This window comes from Micrococcus sp. CS26, from assembly GCF_055522295.1.
In genome coordinates this window covers 72,555-89,765 of sequence record NZ_JBVFVY010000005.1, presented here as the reverse complement: position 1 = coordinate 89,765, position 17,211 = coordinate 72,555, and the positions used below count along the sequence as shown (strand labels likewise).

16 protein-coding genes are annotated in these 17,211 nt (G+C 74.1%); 15 read left to right on the top strand and 1 reads right to left on the bottom strand.

Features of this window, described 5'->3' with window-relative positions:
* Positions 1-32 precede the first annotated feature (32 nt).
* The 4 genes from ACZ1IK_RS03985 to rsmD are packed head-to-tail and all read left to right on the top strand — an operon-like array spanning position 33 to position 4,943.
* The gene (locus ACZ1IK_RS03985) at positions 33-1,157 is read left to right on the top strand and encodes an LCP family protein (RefSeq protein ID WP_036312907.1); all 1,125 of its coding nucleotides are present in this window, start codon (positions 33-35) and stop codon (positions 1,155-1,157) included.
* Positions 1,154-2,194: a DAK2 domain-containing protein gene (locus ACZ1IK_RS03980; protein ID WP_051995172.1), complete on the top strand. Its 1,041-nt coding sequence runs from the start codon at positions 1,154-1,156 to the stop codon at positions 2,192-2,194. The genes ACZ1IK_RS03985 and ACZ1IK_RS03980 overlap by 4 nt, the downstream gene beginning before the upstream one ends.
* On the top strand, positions 2,184-4,376 hold the full coding sequence (locus ACZ1IK_RS03975; RefSeq protein WP_041103172.1) for an ATP-dependent DNA helicase RecG: 2,193 nt from the start codon (positions 2,184-2,186) through the stop codon (positions 4,374-4,376). Before ACZ1IK_RS03980 ends, ACZ1IK_RS03975 begins: the two co-directional genes overlap by 11 nt.
* A 3-nt stretch (positions 4,377-4,379) precedes the next feature.
* On the top strand, positions 4,380-4,943 hold the full coding sequence (rsmD, locus tag ACZ1IK_RS03970) for a 16S rRNA (guanine(966)-N(2))-methyltransferase RsmD (protein ID WP_041103170.1): 564 nt from the start codon (positions 4,380-4,382) through the stop codon (positions 4,941-4,943).
* A gap of 237 nt (positions 4,944-5,180) precedes the next feature.
* Here rsmD and ACZ1IK_RS03965 read toward each other — a convergent pair whose 3' ends face one another.
* Positions 5,181-6,434, bottom strand: a complete 1,254-nt coding sequence (locus ACZ1IK_RS03965; protein WP_465098343.1) for an aminotransferase class I/II-fold pyridoxal phosphate-dependent enzyme — start codon at positions 6,432-6,434, stop codon at positions 5,181-5,183.
* Between the two features lie 132 nt (positions 6,435-6,566).
* Here ACZ1IK_RS03965 and coaD point away from each other — a divergent pair, with 132 nt between their 5' ends.
* From coaD to galE, 11 genes are all read left to right on the top strand, one after another.
* Entirely contained in the window at positions 6,567-7,040 is a 474-nt protein-coding gene (gene coaD / locus ACZ1IK_RS03960; RefSeq protein ID WP_465098342.1) for a pantetheine-phosphate adenylyltransferase, read from the top strand.
* A 68-nt stretch (positions 7,041-7,108) separates the two neighbouring features.
* Positions 7,109-8,023: a UTP--glucose-1-phosphate uridylyltransferase GalU gene (gene galU / locus ACZ1IK_RS03955; protein WP_044659153.1), complete on the top strand. Its 915-nt coding sequence runs from the start codon at positions 7,109-7,111 to the stop codon at positions 8,021-8,023.
* Positions 8,024-8,197: 174 nt separating this feature from the next.
* Entirely contained in the window at positions 8,198-8,770 is a 573-nt protein-coding gene (locus ACZ1IK_RS03950; protein WP_002856392.1) for a YceD family protein, read from the top strand.
* 2 nt (positions 8,771-8,772) lie between these two features.
* Complete coding sequence (gene rpmF / locus ACZ1IK_RS03945; RefSeq protein ID WP_002856390.1) at positions 8,773-8,976, top strand: 50S ribosomal protein L32; 204 nt, start codon at positions 8,773-8,775, stop codon at positions 8,974-8,976.
* 73 nt (positions 8,977-9,049) lie between these two features.
* Positions 9,050-9,712, top strand: a complete 663-nt coding sequence (gene rnc / locus ACZ1IK_RS03940; protein WP_020621711.1) for a ribonuclease III — start codon at positions 9,050-9,052, stop codon at positions 9,710-9,712.
* A gap of 4 nt (positions 9,713-9,716) precedes the next feature.
* Entirely contained in the window at positions 9,717-10,634 is a 918-nt protein-coding gene (mutM, locus tag ACZ1IK_RS03935) for a bifunctional DNA-formamidopyrimidine glycosylase/DNA-(apurinic or apyrimidinic site) lyase (RefSeq protein WP_044659151.1), read from the top strand.
* Between the two features lie 50 nt (positions 10,635-10,684).
* The gene (locus tag ACZ1IK_RS03930) at positions 10,685-11,830 is read left to right on the top strand and encodes an LCP family protein (protein ID WP_061867854.1); all 1,146 of its coding nucleotides are present in this window, start codon (positions 10,685-10,687) and stop codon (positions 11,828-11,830) included.
* Positions 11,820-13,007 (top strand): glycosyltransferase family 4 protein, encoded by a 1,188-nt coding sequence (locus ACZ1IK_RS03925; RefSeq protein WP_061867853.1) that lies wholly within the window; start codon positions 11,820-11,822, stop codon positions 13,005-13,007. The genes ACZ1IK_RS03930 and ACZ1IK_RS03925 overlap by 11 nt, the downstream gene beginning before the upstream one ends.
* Positions 13,004-14,785, top strand: coding sequence for a glycosyltransferase (locus ACZ1IK_RS03920; RefSeq protein ID WP_084776597.1), 1,782 nt, complete (start codon positions 13,004-13,006; stop codon positions 14,783-14,785). The genes ACZ1IK_RS03925 and ACZ1IK_RS03920 overlap by 4 nt, the downstream gene beginning before the upstream one ends.
* A 91-nt stretch (positions 14,786-14,876) precedes the next feature.
* Complete coding sequence (wecC, locus tag ACZ1IK_RS03915) at positions 14,877-16,121, top strand: UDP-N-acetyl-D-mannosamine dehydrogenase (protein WP_061867852.1); 1,245 nt, start codon at positions 14,877-14,879, stop codon at positions 16,119-16,121.
* A 91-nt stretch (positions 16,122-16,212) separates the two neighbouring features.
* On the top strand, positions 16,213-17,193 hold the full coding sequence (gene galE / locus ACZ1IK_RS03910; RefSeq protein ID WP_041103153.1) for a UDP-glucose 4-epimerase GalE: 981 nt from the start codon (positions 16,213-16,215) through the stop codon (positions 17,191-17,193).
* Positions 17,194-17,211: the final 18 nt, after the last annotated feature.

Genomic DNA, 17,211 nt, shown 5'->3' with positions numbered 1-17,211 from the left:
GGACCGTTCCCGTCCCCGCCTCAGGAGCCCACGTGAGCAGCACCGCGGACCCCCGCCCCCGCCCCCCGCAGGAGGACGTCGCCGTCGGGCGGCGCCGTCGTCGTCGCCGCCCGTGGCTGATCGCCCTGGCGGTGGTGCTCGTGGCGCTGCTGGCCGTGGGCATCGCGGCGGCGGTGTACGTCGGCGGGATCGCCCGGATCATCGACCAGGACACCCAGCGCTTCGACGGCGGCGCGTTCCCCGCCGAGTCGGGCCGCCCGGGCGCCGCGGGGGCGTCCGCCCAGCAGCCCACCGCGCCGCCGCCCGGCATGGACGCGGACCAGGCCGCCGAAGGCGCCCAGGGCCCCGTCGCCCCGGACGCGGACGAGAAGGCGGACGAGCAGGCCCTCGACGTGCTGCTCGTCGGCGAGGACGCGGGCGCGGAGGGCCGTGACTCCGCCGGCCGGTCGGACACCCTCATGTGGGTCCACGTGCCCGGGGACCGCAGCGAGATCCAGGTCATGTCCATCATGCGCGACATGTGGGTGCCGATCCCGGGACACGGGGACCACAAGGTCAACGCCGCCTACCAGTACGGCGGCATCCCGCTGACGGTGGCCACCGCGGAGAACATGTTCCAGGCGCGCGTGGACCACGTGGTCGCCGTGGACCTCGCCGGCTTCAAGGGCCTGGTGGACGCCCTGGGCGGCGTCAGCGTGGACAACCCCAGCGCCTTCGTCTCGACCGGCGGCATCGACTTCCCCGCGGGCACCGTGCAGATGGACGGGGACAAGGCCCTGGCCTACGCGCGGGAGCGGTACAACCTGCCGCGCAGCGACTTCGACCGCGTGGAGAACCAGCAGCGCCTGGTCAAGGCCATCGTGGCCGCGTTCCTCTCCCGGGACACCCTCTCGGACCCGAGCCGCGTGCAGGCCGCCGTCGAGGAGTTCGCCCCTTTCCTGACCCTCGACGACGAGCTCGACTCCAGCACCCTCGCGAACCTGGCGTGGTCCCTGCGCGACGCGCGCGACGCCCCGATCGTGACCAGCACGGTGCCGTCCGTGGGCGTGGGCTACACGGACACCGGCGAGGACGTCGTGTGGCCGGACTGGGCGGCGATCGCCCGCCTGGGCGAGGGCATCCGCACCGGCACCCTGGGGGAGGCCGTGGCGCCGTGAGCACGCCGACCCGGCCGTCGCTGGTGCCGCACTGGCTCGCGCTCGCGGAGGAGCTCGTGGGCCGGGCCGCGCCGCGGCTCGACGCCCTGAACCTCTTCCCGGTCCCGGACGCGGACACGGGCACGAACATGCTGGCCACGCTGACGGCGGCCCGCACCGCGGCCGACGCCTGCCCCGCACAGGACGACGCCGGCGCCGTGCTCGCGCACGCGGGCGCGGCCGCGCTGGACTCGGCCCGGGGCAACTCGGGCATGCTGCTGGCGGTCAGCCTGGCGGGGATGGCCGAGCCCCTGCGCGGCCGGGAGCGCGTCGACGCGTTCGCCCTGGCGGCGGCGTTCGGAGCCGCCGACCGGGCCGCCCGGCAGGCCCTGTCGGATCCGCGCGAGGGGACGATCCTCACGGTGCTCTCCGCGGCCGCCCGCAGCCTCGCGCGCTCGTCCACCCAGGCCCCCGACACGCCCGCGGTGGCCGGGGACGCGGACCCGGCCGTGCGGCTGGGCCCGGCCGTGACCGTCATGCTGGCCGACTGCGTGCAGGCCGTGGAGGAGACCGAGTCGTTGCTCGCCCCGCTGACCCGGGCGCACGTCGTGGACGCCGGCGCCGTCGGGCTGCTCTGGGTGTTCGAGGCGCTGCGCGCCGTCGTCACGGGCACGCCCGTGGACGAGGAGCTGGCCACCGCGCTCCACGGCTACGTCGAGGGCGCCCATGCCGCGGAGGGCGAGCCCGCCGCCGCGGCGGAGGAGCCGACCGAGGGGGCCGTCGAGGTGATGGGCACCCTGGCCCTCACCCCGCTCGCCGCGGCCGAGCTGCGCCGACGGCTGACCGACGTGGGGGACGCCGTGATCCTCGCCCCCGTCGGGACCGCCCGTGACGCGCAGGGCCGGGTGCCGTGGCGGGTCCACGTGCACGTGCCCCGCGCCGAGGACGCGATCGGCCCCCTGCGGGCCGCCGGCGACGTGGAGGGCCTGGCCGTCACCGACCTGGCCGAGCCGTCGCACGGCGACGACGCCGCACCGGATGGGTGCCATGGCCGCTGAGGCCCCCGTCACCGACCTGCCCCTGTCCGAGGTGCTGGGCGGGAAGCTGCCCGCCCGCCTCGAGAAGGAGCTCGGGCTGACCACGGTCGGGGACCTGCTGGACCACGTGCCGCGCCGCTGGATCGAGCGCGGCGAGCTCACCCCCATCGCCGCCCTGCCGTACGACGCCGAGGTGACCGTCGTCGCCGTCGTGGAGTCGGTGACCACGCGGCGCATGCACAGCCGGCCCGGGTTCATCGTGGACGTCACCGTCGCGGACCCGTCCGTGGCCGGCGTGCCGGGGGCGAGCCTGTCCATGGCCTTCTTCAACGGCCACGACGCCCGCCGCCGCCTCGCCCCCGGGATGACCGCCATGTTCCAGGGCCGCACGACCGAGTACCGCGGCCGGATCACGCTGAACAACCCGGACTTCGCGCTCCTGGACGACGACGTCGCCCCGGGGGAGGTGGACGTGCGACCGGTCCCGCTCTACCGGGCCACGGGGAAGCTGCCGTCGTGGACGGTCCGCTCCGCCGTCGCCCGGGTGCTCGAGACCGTCGACCTGGGACGGATCCCCGAGCTGCTCACCGAGCGGATCCGCGCGGAGGCCGCCGCGGCGCTCGACCTGGACGCGCCGCTGCCGGGCACCGCCCAGGCGTACCGGGACCTGCACGCCCCTCACGACGTCGCCGCCACCGGCCCGGCGCGGACCGCGCTGGCCCTGCGTGAGGCGCTGCTCGTCCAGGCCGCGCTCGCCTGGCGCCGGGACCGGGAGCGGGCGGTGCCCGCCGTGCCCCGCCCGCCGCGGCCCGGGGGCCTGCTCGAGGCCCTCGACGCCCGCCTGCCGTTCGCGCTCACGCCCGGCCAGGTGGCGGTGGGGGAGCAGCTGTCCGCCGAGCTGGCCCGGGACGCCCCGATGAGCCGGCTGCTGCAGGGGGACGTGGGCGCGGGCAAGACGCTCGTGGCCCTGCGGGCGATGCTGCAGGTCGTGGACGCCGGCGGCCAGGCCGCCCTGGTGGCGCCCACCGAGGTGCTCGCCGCGCAGCACCACCGTGCCCTGCTGCGCCTGATGGGCCCGCTCGCCGAGGCCGGCACCCTCGGGGCCGGCGACGGCCCGGCCACGAGGGTCGCGCTGGTCACCGGCTCGCTCAAGACCGCCGCGCGCCGCGAGGCGCTGCTGGCCCTGGCCTCCGGCGAGGCCGGGATCGCCGTCGGGACGCACGCGCTGCTCTCCGAGAAGGTGGGCTTCGCCGAGCTGGCCCTGGCCGTCGTCGACGAGCAGCACCGCTTCGGCGTGGACCAGCGCGAGGCCCTGCGGCGGGCCAATCCCGGCACGCACCTGCTCGTCATGTCCGCCACGCCTATCCCGCGCTCCGTGGCGATGACGGTGTTCGGGGACCTGGACCTGTCGGTGCTCGAGGGGCTGCCGTCCGGGCGTCAGCCGGTCACCACGCACGTGGCGCGGATGGCCCACGGTCCGCGCGTGATCGGCCGGGTGTGGGAGCTGATCGCCGAGCACGTGGCGGCCGGCCACCAGGCGTTCGTGGTGTGCCCGCGCATCGACCCCGACGACGCCGACCCGGGCCACGCCAACGTGGAGGAGATGACACCCCGGCTGCGGGGTCTCCCGGCGCTGGCGGGGCTGCGGATCGACGCCGTGCACGGGCGCATGGACCAGGCCGAGCAGGACGCGGCGATGCAGGCCTTCGCGCGCGGGGAGACGGACGTGCTCGTGGCGACCACCGTCGTGGAGGTGGGCGTGGACGTGCCCAACGCGACGGTCATGGCGATCCTCGACGCCGACGACTTCGGCCTGTCCACCCTGCACCAGCTGCGCGGCCGCGTGGGCCGCGGGCCCGGGGCGGCGGTCTGCCTGCTGGCCACGCGCCTGCCGGACGGGCACCCGTCGCTGCGCCGGCTCGAGGTCCTGGCGCAGGAGCAGGACGGCATGCGCATCGCGCAGGAGGACCTCGCCCAGCGCGGTGTCGGCGACGTGCTCGGCGCCGCCCAGTCCGGGCTGGCCTCGGGGCTGCACCACGTGGACGTCATCGCCGACGCCCCGCTGATCGCCGTGGCCGCCGACGCCGTCGCGCAGGTCATGGTGGCCGGCCCGGGGCTCTCCGCCCACCCGGCGCTCGCCGCCGAGGTGGCCCGCTGGGAGGCCGAGCACCTCACCGCCGCCGACTACCTCGAGAAGGGCTGAGCCATGTCCCGCATCATCGCCGGCGCGGCCGCCGGGCGGCCCCTGACCGCCGTCCCCGGCACCGGCACGCGCCCCACCACGGACCGCACCAAGGAGGCCCTGTTCTCCTGGCTCGAGGCCCGCGACTGGCTGGACGGGACGGCCGTGCTCGACCTCTACGCCGGCTCCGGCGCCCTGGGGTGCGAGGCCGCCAGCCGCGGAGCGGCATCGGTGCTGCTGGTCGAGCGGGACCGGAGGGCCGTGGCCGCGTGCCGCGCGAACGCCGCGCTGGTCAACCGGGCGCGCGGGGCCGACGTCGTGCGCGTGCGCGCCGGGAGCGTGGAGCAGGCGCTCGCGGCGGAGGCCGCGCCCGTGGACCTGATCCTGGCCGACCCGCCGTACCCGGTGGCCGGCCCGCCGCTCGAGGCCGTGGTGGAGGCGGCGGCCGAGCGGCTCGCCCCGGGCGGGCTGCTCGTGCTCGAGCGGGCGGCCCGGGACGCGGCGCCGCGCCGGCCGCGCGGCCTCGAGGAGGTCGAGGTGCGCGTCTACGGCGAGACCGCCCTGTACCTCTGGCAGGACGAGCGCTGACCCCGCCCACCCGCTTTCGTTCGGGAAACGGCGGCGTCTCGGCCCGTTTTCGTTCGGGAAACGGCGGCGTCTCGTCCCGTTTTCACTGGGGAGACGGGAGGGCGGAACGGACTGGGCTCAGTACGGAACCGCGAGCACGGCGGCCGCCGTTTCCCGAACGAAAATGCTCCGGAGACCGCCGTTTCCCGAACGAAAATGCTCCGGGGGCCGCCGTTTCGTCAACGAAAGCGTCGGGGGTCAGGCCGTGCGCAGCCGCGGGGCCGCCTCGGCCAGGCGGCGCATCGCCTCGTCGATCGCATCGGGAGACTTGCAGAACGCCAGCCGCAGCCACGACCGCAGGTGGCCTCCGTCCGGGCGGCAGAGCGCGCCCACGGGGATGCCCGTGACGCCGGCCTCACGCGTCCACCGCACCGCGGCCTCGGCCGCGTCCGTCACACCCCACGGGGCCAGGTCCACGACGACGAAGTAGCCCGCCGCCGGGACGACCGGGTCCAGGCCCGCCTCCCGCAGGCCCGCCACGAGCCGATCCCGGGCGTCGCGGTACCGCTCGCGCTGGCCGGCGAGGTGCCGCTCGGCGTCGTCGGTGGGCAGGTAGGCGCCCAGCGCGCGCTGGAAGGCGGGGCCGGAGGAGTAGGTGAGGAACTGCTTGACGGAGCGCGCGGCCCCGACGAGCTCGGCCGGGCCGGTCAGCCAGCCGACCTTCCAGCCGGTGACCGCGAACGCCTTGCCCGCGCTGGAGACCGTCAGGGCGATGTCCTCGGCGCCCGCGACTGAGCGCAGGCTGACGTGCTCGCCCTCGTAGACGAGGTGGTCGTAGACCTCGTCCGAGAGGATCAGCACGCCCCGGGACCGGCACAGGGCCATGAGCTCCTCGAGCAGCTCCCGCGGATAGACCGCGCCCGTGGGGTTGTGTGGCGTGTTCACGATGAGCAGGCGCGTGCGGTCGGTCATCGCCGCGGCCACCCGTGCCGGGTCCGGCAGGAAGTCCGGCGCCTCCACCGGCACGCTCACGTGCCGGCCGCCGGCCAGGGCGATCGTGGCGGCGTGCGAGTCGTAGAACGGCTCGACCGTGACGACCTCGTCGCCCGGGCGCACGAACGCCAGGACCGTCGCGGCGATGCCCTCGGTGGCACCCGTGGTGATCATGACCTGCGTGGCGGGGTCCTCCGTCACGCCCCAGTGGCGCCGGCGGTGCTCTGCGACGGCCTGCCGCAGCACGGGGTCGCCCGTGCCGGGGGCGTACTGGTTGGGACCCGCCAGCACGGCGTCGGCCGCCAGCCGCAGCAGCGCGTCGGGGCCGTCGGCGTCGGGGAAGCCCTGGCCGAGGTTCACGGCCCCGTGCTCGACGGCGAGGCCCGTCATCGTCTCGAACACGGTGGGCACGGGGCCGGCGTCACCGAGCAGGCCCGCGGCCGCCGCCGTGCGACGCCACGGCGCGTCCACGTCGACGTCGTGCCGTGCCGATCCGGGGGTGGGCTGGGTTCCGTCCATGGCCGCACTGTACCCATCGCCGCGGACCGCACACGGCGGCGCATGCCGCGTCCGTCACGACCGCGACGCGCCGGAGCCGGACCGGACGGGCGTCCGTCGCCGCTCGGCGCGGCCCCCGCTAGGCTGGCACCCATGCGTCGTGCCGTCTGCCCTGGTTCGTTCGATCCCCTCCACAAGGGGCACGTCGAGGTGATCGCGCGAGCCGCGAACCTCTTCGAGGAGGTGGTGGTCGCCGTGTCCGCCAACCCGGCCAAGACGTACCGCTTCAGCGTGGACGAGCGCATCGCCATGATCGAGGCGACGGTGTCCTCCCTCGCCGGTGTCGTGGTCCGGCCCATGGGCCCGGGCCTGCTGGCCGAGTTCTGCCGGCAGATCGGCGCGGACGCGATCGTCAAGGGGCTGCGCGGCGGCGCCGACCTCGAGTTCGAGGCACCGATGGCCGCGATGAACCGCCACCTGACCGGGGTCGAGACGGTCTACCTCCCGGCCGACACCCGGTACACCCACGTGTCCTCCTCGCTCATCAAGGAGGTCCATGGACTCGGCGGCGACGTCGCCGAGTTCGTCCCGGCCGCGGTCCTGCGCGGCCTCGACGGCGGGGCCTGACCCCGCCCGGCCCACCCGCGGGCCACCCTTCCGCTCGTCCCACCGCATCCACCGCAGGAGAACCGCCGATGACCGTCCCGCCCCCCTCCCGCCCCCGCACCCGCAAGGCCGTCATCCCGGCCGCCGGCCTGGGCACCCGCTTCCTGCCGGCCACCAAGGCCATGCCGAAGGAGATGCTGCCGGTGGTGGACCGGCCGGCCATCGAGTATGTGGTGACGGAGGCCCGGCGTGCGGGCCTCGCCGACGTGCTGATGATCACGGGCCGGAACAAGCGGGCCCTCGAGGACCACTTCGACCGCCATCCCGCGCTGGAGGCCGCGTTGGAGCACAAGGGCGACACCACGCGGCTCGCGCAGATCCACGAGTCGGACCTGGTGGGGGACATCCACTACGTCCGTCAGGGCGAGGCCCTCGGGCTCGGCCACGCGGTGAACTGCGCACGCCGCCACGTCGGCGAGGAGCCGTTCGCGGTCCTGCTGGGCGATGACATCATCGGCGACGGCGAGGCGCTGCTCGAGCGCATGATCGACGTGCAGCAGCGCCTCGGCGGCTCCGTGATCGCCCTCATGGAGGTCCCGGAGGAGGCCGTCTCGGCCTACGGTGTGGCCGCGGTGGAGGCCGTGCCGGGGGAGGGCGACGACGTCGTCCGCGTCACCGACCTCGTGGAGAAGCCGGCCCGCGAGGACGCCCCCTCCACCCTCGCGATCATCGGCCGCTACGTGCTGGTCCCGCAGGTGTTCGACGTGCTGGACGAGACCCCGCCCGGCCGCGGCGGGGAGATCCAGCTCACCGACGCGCTGCAGAGGCTGGCCACGGAGGACGGCGAAGGCCGCGGCGTGCACGCCGTCGTCTTCGACGGCCGCCGCTACGACACGGGGGACAAGCTCGGCTACCTGCAGGCGGTCATCGAGTTCGGGACGCGGCATGAGGACCTCGGGGCCGACCTGCGGGCCTGGCTCCGGGAGTTCACCGCCGGGCTCTGAGCCGGGCCGGCGACGCGCGGGCCGCGGCCGGCTTTGGCCGAGGCGGACCCACCCGGTAGGATGGGCTGTCGGTCCGTCGTGGCTGGACCCGTGTCCAGGCCGCATCGCACCCCCGCAGAGGGCGTGCGGACGGGCCGTGTACCCCCGCCGTCCCACCCGCCGAGAGGAGCGACCATGGACAGCATCCAGCACCACGGCGCCGACTCGCCGTGGGTGATCCCCGTGCGCGATCTGACGCGCGGGGCCGGAGTCCAGCGCGAGCTGACGGCCGAGTGGCCCGCCCCTGCGGGCGTCTCCACGCCGCTGTTGGGGATCCCCGAGGGGGACCCCGTCGAACTGGACCTGCGTCTGGAGTCGGTGCACGAGGGCGTCCTCGTCACCGGCACCGCGGACGCGACCCTGAAGGGCGAGTGCGGCCGTTGCCTGCGCCCGCTGCACGAGGGGATCACCGTGGACCTGCAGGAGCTGTACCTCACCGGCACGTCCGAGGACGACGCCGGCGAGCAGCCGCTCGTGGTGCGCGAGACCGTGGACCTGGAACCCGTGTTCCGGGACGCCGTGGTCATCGCCCTCCCGTTCCAGCCGCTGTGCCGGCCGGACTGCGAGGGCCTGTGCGCCGACTGCGGCATCCGCCTCGAGGACGCGCCCGAGGGGCACGCCCACGAGCGCGTGGACCCGCGCTGGGCCGCCCTGGCCCACCTCGCGGGCACCTCAGAGACCTCCATCACCGAGACAGAAGAGAGATAGTCGTGGCAGTCCCGAAGCGGAAGATGTCCCGTGCCAACACCCGTGCCCGCCGGTCGCAGTGGAAGGCCACCGCGCCCGCCCTGGTGAAGTCCGTCGAGAACGGTCGCGTCTCCTACCGCCTGCCCCACCAGGCCGAGCTGAAGACCGACGCCGCCGGCACCCCCCTGTTCTTCGAGTACAAGGGCCGCAAGGTCGCCGACGCCTGAGATGGCGTCCCCGTCGGCTCGTCGCGGGCCTGAGCCCGCGCCCGAGCCAGAAGAGCTGTTCGAGCGTCTCGGCGTGCACATCACCGCCGGGACGCTCGAACGCGCTCTGACGCACCGCTCGTTCGCCTACGAGCAGGGCGGGCTGCCCACCAACGAGCGCCTCGAGTTCCTCGGGGACTCGGTGCTGGGCTACGTGGTCACCGACCACATCTTCACGGTGTACCCGGACCTGGCCGAGGGCGACCTCGCCCGCCGCCGGGCCGCCGTCGTGTCCACGCGTGCCCTGGCGAAGGTGGCGCGCCGGATCGGCATCGGCCCGTTCGTGCGCCTGGGCACGGGGGAGCGCCGCACCGGCGGGGCGGACAAGGACTCGATCCTCGCCGACACCCTCGAGGCGCTCATCGGCGCCGTCTACGTGGACCACGGGGCCGTGGCCGCGGCCGCCCTCGTGCACCGCCACGTGGTGCCGCTGCTGGACGAGCCGGACCTGCTGCGCGAGAGCACCGACTGGAAGACGGTCGTGGCCGAGGCCGCCAGCCGCCACGGTCTCGGCGCCGTCCGCTACGCGATCGAGGGTCAGGGCCCCGCGCACGACCCCCGCTACCGGGCCACCCTCGTCGTCGGCGAGCGCGAGTACGGCTCCGCCGTCGCCAGCTCCAAGAAGCAGGCCGAGCGGGACGCCGCGGCCGCCTCCTGGCCCGCCCTCGAAGCGGGCCTGCCGGCCGCGGGGCGCTGAGCCCGTGCCGGAGCTGCCCGAGGCCGAGGTCGTCCGGCGCGGCCTGGCCCGGTGGGCCACGGACGCCGTCGCCGCGGAGCTCGAGGTCCTCGACCCCCGCTCGCTGCGTCGCAGCCCCGGTGGTGCGGACGCCCTCCGGGAGCGGCTGCGAGGCGCCCGACTGGCCGAGCCGGCTCGCCGCGGCAAGTTCCTCTGGCTGCCCCTGGCCGAGGGCGACGACGCCGTCGTCGTGCACCTGGGGATGAGCGGGCAGATCCTCGTGGACGGACCGGGGGCCGCCGACCAGCGACACCTGCGCCTGCGCCTGCCCGTCACCGCCGCGGACGGGTCCGCCCGCGAGCTGCGGTTCGTGGACCAGCGGATCTTCGGCGGCTGGTGGCTCGACGCGCTGCGGCCCGACGACGCCGCCGGCGGCGAGCGGATCCCCACCACGGCCGCCCACATCGCCCTGGACCCGCTGCACCCGCTGTTCGACCCCGTGGCCGTGCACGCGCGCCTGGCACGGCGCCGCTCCACCCTCAAGCGCGCGCTGCTGGACCAGTCGCTGGTCTCCGGGATCGGCAACATCTACGCGGACGAGGCCCTGTGGGGCGCCCGCCTGCACCCCGAGCGGCCGACCGAGCGCATGCGCCGGGCTGACACGCTGCGCCTCCTGGCGGCCGTCCAGGACGTGATGCGCCGGGCCCTGGAGGTGGGGGGCACGAGCTTCGACGCGCTCTACGTCAACGTGGACGGGCGATCGGGCTACTTCGCCCGCTCCCTGGCGGCCTACGGGCGCACCGGGCAGCCGTGTCGCCGCTGCGCCGCCGAGGGGGTCGACTCCCGCATCGTGCGCGAGCCGTTCATGAACCGTGCGAGCCACCTGTGCCCGCGCTGCCAGCCCAGGCCGCGCCGTCGCCGGGCCGCGGTGGCCGACGCCTGACGGGGCGTCCGTAGACTGGGCTGACCCCCGACCTCGAGCAGGAGACACGAGTGAGCCATCCCCCGGCCGCGTCCTGGACGCCCGAGCCCCTGCCGCGTCCCGAGTCCCCGCGCGACGACGCCTCGTCGGTCGCGCGGCGCCGCCGGCGCTGGCCGTGGGTCGTCGGCGTGCTCGCCGTCCTGCTCGCGGCGCTGCTCGGTCTGGGCGCCTGGTACGCGGGCTCGCTCGGGCGCACCTTCGACGACCACCGGCAGACGGTGGACGTGGGGGCGCTCGAGCAGGCGGCCGGCAACGGCCCGCTGAACGTGCTCGTCCTGGGCTCCGACTCCCGCGAGGGCGAGGGCGAGCAGGACATGGGCCAGCGCTCGGACACCATGATGCTCGTGCACATCCCCGCGGACCGACGCCAGGTCTACGTCATGTCCGTGCTGCGGGATTCGTGGGTCACCGTGCCCGGCCACGGTGAGGCGAAGATCAACTCGGCCTTCGACACGGGCGGCTACGCGCTCGCCGTGGACACGGTGGAGCTGCTGCTGGGAGTGCCGATCCACCACGTCCTCGAGGTCGACTTCCAGGGCTTCCGGGGCGTGACGAATGCGCTGGGCGGCGTCGAGGTCTGCAACCCGCAGGCCTTCTCCTCCGGTCAGGCCAACCCCTCGTACTACCCGCGCGGACACATCCTGCTGCAGGACACCGCCGCCCTGCGCTACGTGCGCGAACGGCACGCCTTCGACGACGGCGACGTCACCCGCGTGAAGAACCAGCAGCGCTACCTGGCCGGGGCGATGGACCGCTTCCTCAGCCCGGAGATCCTGGGCAATCCCGCCCGCACCACCGAGGTCGTCGCCACGTTCTCCGACCACCTCGGTGTGGACGAGGGGCTCACGTCCGGCGTGATCGCCTCGCTCGCGTGGCAGCTGCGCGACGTCCGCGGCGAGGACGTCGAGATGTTCACGGTGCCGCGCAAGGGCTTCGCGGAGGGCCCGAACGGCGACGCCATCGTCGAGCTCGACGAGGACAAGCTGGCGGACCTGCGCTCCGCCCTCGCCGACGACGACGTCCAGCGCTACGTCGACGAGCACGAGCCCACGAAGGAGAAGAAGGCCCAGGCCGCCGGCGGTCCCGCCCCCGTGCTGACCCTGCTGACCGGCACCACGCCCGCACCCGCCCTCGGGGAGGACCCCTGTGACGACTGAGCCGCGCCGCCCCCGCCTCCTGCTGGTCTCCCACTCCTACCGGCCCGAGCGCACCCCGCCCGCGCGTCGCTGGGGCGCGGTCGTGGCGGCGCTGCGGTCGGCGGGCTGGGACGTCGACGTCGTCGCGCCCGGGGGGGTGCGCCCCTTCGCCGGGCCCGACGGCGAACGTGTCCTGCCCACGCCTCGCCTGCCCCTGGGGGAGGCCGGCCGCAACGGTCGTTTCGCCGAGGCGGTGGTGCACGCGCTGCTCGCCATCCCGCGCGGGATGGCCACCCGACGCCCGGACGTGGTGGTGGCCACCGTGCCCGCCCTGCCCGTGGTGGTGCCCGGCGTCGTGCTCTCCCGTCTCTGGCGCCGTCCCCTCGTGCTGGAGATGCGCGACGCCTGGCCGGATCTCGCCCACGAGGCCGGGGTCCACCAGGGCCTGCTGGGCGCCGCAATGGAACGCGTCGTGACCGGCGGCCAGCGCGCGGCCCGACTCGTGGTGACCGTCACGGACGGCTTCGCGGAGACGCTGCGCGGGCGCGGGGTCGAGCGTGCCGAGACCTTGTGCAACGGCGTCGAACTCGCAGGCCTGGCGTGGGCACCTGCTCGGAGGCGCGAGCCCGGGGACCTGCACGTCCTCTACCTCGGCAACATGGGTGAGAGCCAGGGGCTCGAACGGCTCATGGAGGCGGCGGCCGAACTCCGCCAGAGCCGGCCAGGGGTGCGGGTCCGGCTCGTCGGCGCCGGCACTCGGCGCGGCGAGCTCGAGGCGCGTAACGCGGAGCTCGGCTCCCCGGCCGAGATCCTTCCTGCCTGCTACGGCGAGGATGCGGCGGCCCAGTACGCCTGGGCGGACACACTCGTCGTGGCGCTGCGGCCTGACTGGCCCAGCTTCCGCCACACGGTGCCGTCGAAGACCTACGAGGTGCTCGCCGTCGGCCGGCACGTCACCGGGATGGTCACCGGCGAGGCGGCCCGCACCCTCGAGGACGCCGGGGGAGCCGACGTCATCGGCCCACGGGTAGCTGACCTCGTCGCGCATCTGACCGCGCTCGCCGACGATCCGGCTCGCACTGATGTGGGGGAGGGCGGCCGCCCGTGGGTCCGACGGCACGCGGACCTGCCGAGCGTCGCCCGGCGTTACGTCCGGCTGCTGGGGCAGCTCGTCCCCGACTACAGGAGACACGCATGACCTCCATCCTCCTCGATTCCGTCCGCGCACTCGGCCACGCGCCACTCGTCCTGCGGACGGTGGTCGACCACCTGCGGGACGACCCGGCGGTCCTGGGCCTGCAGATCAGCCGTCGCCTGCCGCTCGCGGCACGCGTGGGCCTGGGGCGCCTGGCAGAGTCCCTGCCCGCACGCCCCGGCGTGGTCTTAGGCGCCATGGGTCTCGCGGCCGCCGGCCGGCACGTGGACCTCCTCGAGCACGTCGAGGCGGTCCTGCCGTCCGCCGGCGCGCCAGATCGGGTGCGACTGGCGGACGTGCTCACGGCCGCGCAGGAGCCTGACCGGGCCCAAGCCGTCCTCGACGCCGTGCCCGTCGACACGCCGGGCTTGGCCGCCGCAAGGGCCCGCGTGGCCTGGCACCGCGGTGACGTCGAGGCGGCCATCTCCCTGCTCGGCGGCACCGGCCGGGACGGTGTCGTGCGAGCCCGGTTCGCCTCCGAGGTGCGTGCTCTGCGCGGGGGCGCCCTGCCGTTGCCGCGGGCAGACCGGGACCGGGCCGTTGGATATCGGCCCCGCCCGGGCTCGGCACTGTTCGTCCTGACCAACTCCCTGCCCCACACCGGTTCCGGATACGCGCAACGCAGCCACAGCCTCGCGTGCGCGCTGCGGGACGAGGGCTGGCACGTAGAGGCCGTCACCCGGCTCGGTTGGCCGGTCCAGACCGGCGTGCTCACCGCCGCCCGACGCGACATGGTGGACGGCATCGTGTACCACCGCCTCCTGCCCTCGAGCCTGGCCCGGGGATTCGACGGACGGCTGGCTCAGCACGCGCGGATGCTCCTCGATCTGGTCCTCGAGCGCCGCCCGGCGGTCCTGCACACCACCACCCACTGGGTCAACGCCGTGGTGACCCGCGCGGTCGCGGAGGCCGTGGGCGTCCCGTGGGTGTACGAGGTGCGCGGGCAGCTGGCGGACACCTGGGCCTCGACGCGCGGACCCGAGGCGCTGCGCTCCGACCGCTACGCCCTGTTCACGGCCCGCGAGGACGACGCCGTGCGTTCTGCCGACGGCGTCGTGACGCTCGGTGAGCAGATGGCCCGCCGCATCGCCGCGGCCGGCATGGACCGGGACGCCGTCGTGCTCAGCCCTAACGGGGTGGGGGGCGCCTTCCTGGAGGAGCCCGCCCCACGCGAGGATGCTCGCCGCCGTCTCGGGCTGTCCATGGACGACGAGATCGTCGGCACCGTCTCCTCCGTGGTGCCGTACGAGGGACTCGACGACCTTGTGCGTGCCGTCGCCGCGCTCGTCGACGAGAGGCCGCGCCTGCGGCTGGCCGTGGTGGGGGACGGCGTTGCCCTGCCGGCCCTGCGCCGGCTTGCGGCCGACCTGGGGATCGAGGATCGGCTGCTCGCGCCGGGACGGGTGGACCGTTCCCTGGCTCCCGTGTGGCACCAGGCCCTCGACGTCTTCTGCGTGCCTCGCAAGGACACGGGCGTGACCCGGGCGGTGACGCCCATGAAGCCGCTGGAGGCCATGGCCACGTCCCGGCCCGTCCTCGTCTCGGACCTGCCCGCGCTGAGCGAGATCGTCGAGGACGGCGTGACCGGACGGGTGCTGCCGGCCGAGGAACCGGAGGCGTGGGCCGCCGCCCTGGCGGCGCTACTCGACGACCCCGCCGCGGCCCGCGGCCTCGGAGCCAGGGCGCGGGAGTGGGTGCTCGGGCATCGGACCTGGGCGGCGAACGCCCGGCGCTATGACGCCCTCTACCGGCGCCTGGGCGTGACGGCGCCGTCTGCCTGAACTAATCCTTATACTCGACAGAGCATCACGGGGAGTCCGGCCCGCGCCGGATTCTGCCCTTGCCACCGCTTAGACGAACGAGGACCTCTAGATGACGACGCAGATCAAGGACGTGGCCGTGATCGGCCTGGGCTACATCGGGCTGCCGACAGCTGCCATCCTGGCCGAGAACGGCGTGCGTGTGCACGGCGTGGACGTCAGCCAGCGCACCGTGGACGCGGTCAACGCAGGCACCGTGCCCTTCGTGGAGCCGGACCTGGCGGACTTCGTGGAGCGCAACGTCAAGGCCGGTCGACTGTCCGCGTCCCTGAAGACGCCGCAGGCCGACGCGTACATCGTCGCGGTCCCGACGCCCTTCAAGGACGGCCATTCGCCGGACCTCGGCTACATCGAGGCTGCGGCCCGCGGTCTCGCCCCGCAGCTGCGCGGCGGCGAGCTCGTGATCCTGGAGTCCACCTCGCCCCCCGGCGCCACCGAGCACATGGCCGCCGTCATCCGCGAGGCACGGCCGGACCTGGACGGCGTCACCCTGGACTTCGCCCACTGCCCGGAGCGGGTGCTGCCCGGCCGGGTCATGATCGAGCTCGTCACGAACGACCGCATCGTGGGCGGGTCCACGCCGGAGGCCGCGCAGCGCGCCAAGCAGCTGTATGAGGCGTTCTGTCAGGGGGAGATCCTCGTGACGGACTGCGTCACCGCGGAGATGGCCAAGCTGGTCGAGAATTCGTTCCGTGATGTGAACATCGCCTTCGCGAACGAGCTGTCCCTGATCTGCTCCGACCTGGGGATCGACGTGTGGGAGCTCATCGAGCTTGCCAACCACCACCCCCGTGTCAACATCCTCCAGCCGGGCCCCGGCGTGGGCGGCCACTGCATCGCTGTGGACCCGTGGTTCATCGTCGACGCCGCACCGCAGACGGCCCGCATCATCCGTGCGGCCCGCGAGATCAACGACGGCAAGCCGAAGTGGGTCGTGGACCAGGCCAAGGCCGCCGCGTTCGACGTGCAGCAGGCCACCGGCCGTGCCCCCGTGGTGGCCGTCCTCGGTCTGGCATTCAAGCCGAACATCGACGATCTGCGTGAATCGCCTGCCCTGAACATCGCGATCGAGGTGGCGCAGCAGTTCACCGGTTCGCGCATCCTCGTCGTGGAGCCGCACGTGGAGGAGCTGCCCGCTGCGCTGGCCGGCCGTGACAACGTGGAGTTGGTCCCGGCCGAGGACGGCATTCGGGAGGCGGACGTCGTCCTGCTACTGGTGGACCACGATGCGTTCGCCAGCCTCGGTGCCACCACCGAGGGCAAGAAGGTCATCGACACGCGCGGCCAGTGGCGCTGACACGAACTCGGCACCTGTGGCGGGGCGGTCGGTGACGGCTGCCCCGCCCCGTATGTCCCAGACGGGCAGTACCACGACCAAGGAGGACAACATGCGCCTGCTCGTGACCGGCGGCGCCGGATACATCGGGTCTCACTTCGTCTCCGTAGCACGGCAACAGGGCCGGGCCGACATCGTCGTCGTTGACGACTTCTCGACAGGCCTCAGACAGCGCGTTCCGGCCGATGTCCCCGTGTACACGATCGACCTCGCGAGCGACGCGGCCGTAGCTGCGCTGACCACTCTCCTTAAAGAAGAGTCGATTGACGTCGTCGTTCACTTCGCCGCGAAGAAGGTCGTCGCGGACTCCGTCGTGCAGCCGGAGGATTATTTTCGGTCGAACGTCGGTGCAACTGTAAACGTGCTGGCTGCCATGAGAGCTGCGGGAGCCGCGTCGATGATCTTCTCCTCGTCGGCAGCGGTCTATGGTGAGCCGGACTCGTCGATCGTGTTCGAGGACACCCCGACGGTGCCGATCAATCCGTACGGCCAGTCCAAGCTCGTGAGTGAGCTAGCTCTCGCGAACGCTTCCCGCGCCTGGGGTCTCCGGGCGGTGGCATTGCGCTACTTCAATGTCGCCGGCGCGGAAGACGCCATTCTGGCCGATACCACGACGACGAACCTCATGCCGGCGATCCGTGATGTCATCACTCGCGGCCAGCGTCTCTCGGTCTTCGGCGACGATTACCCCACCGTCGACGGCACATGTGTACGCGATTACGTCCACGTCGTCGACCTGGCCGAGGCGCACCTGGCGGCCCTGCCGGCGGTCCAGGGCAGCACCGACCCAGCGACCCGGATCTACAACGTGGGCACCGGAAGCGGAAGCAGCGTTCTCGAAGTCGTAGATGCCTTCCGCCGCCGCCCCGGCGTGGATCTTGATTACGACATCCAGCCCCGCCGCCCGGGTGACCCGGGGGCCTTGACAGCCAACGTCTCGCTCATTGAGAAGGAACTCGGATGGGTAGCACGTTATACGCGCGATGACATTGTCACGTCCGTCATCGACTTCCCGCCCCGGCTCGTCACCTGACTGCTCGTCGCAGAGACG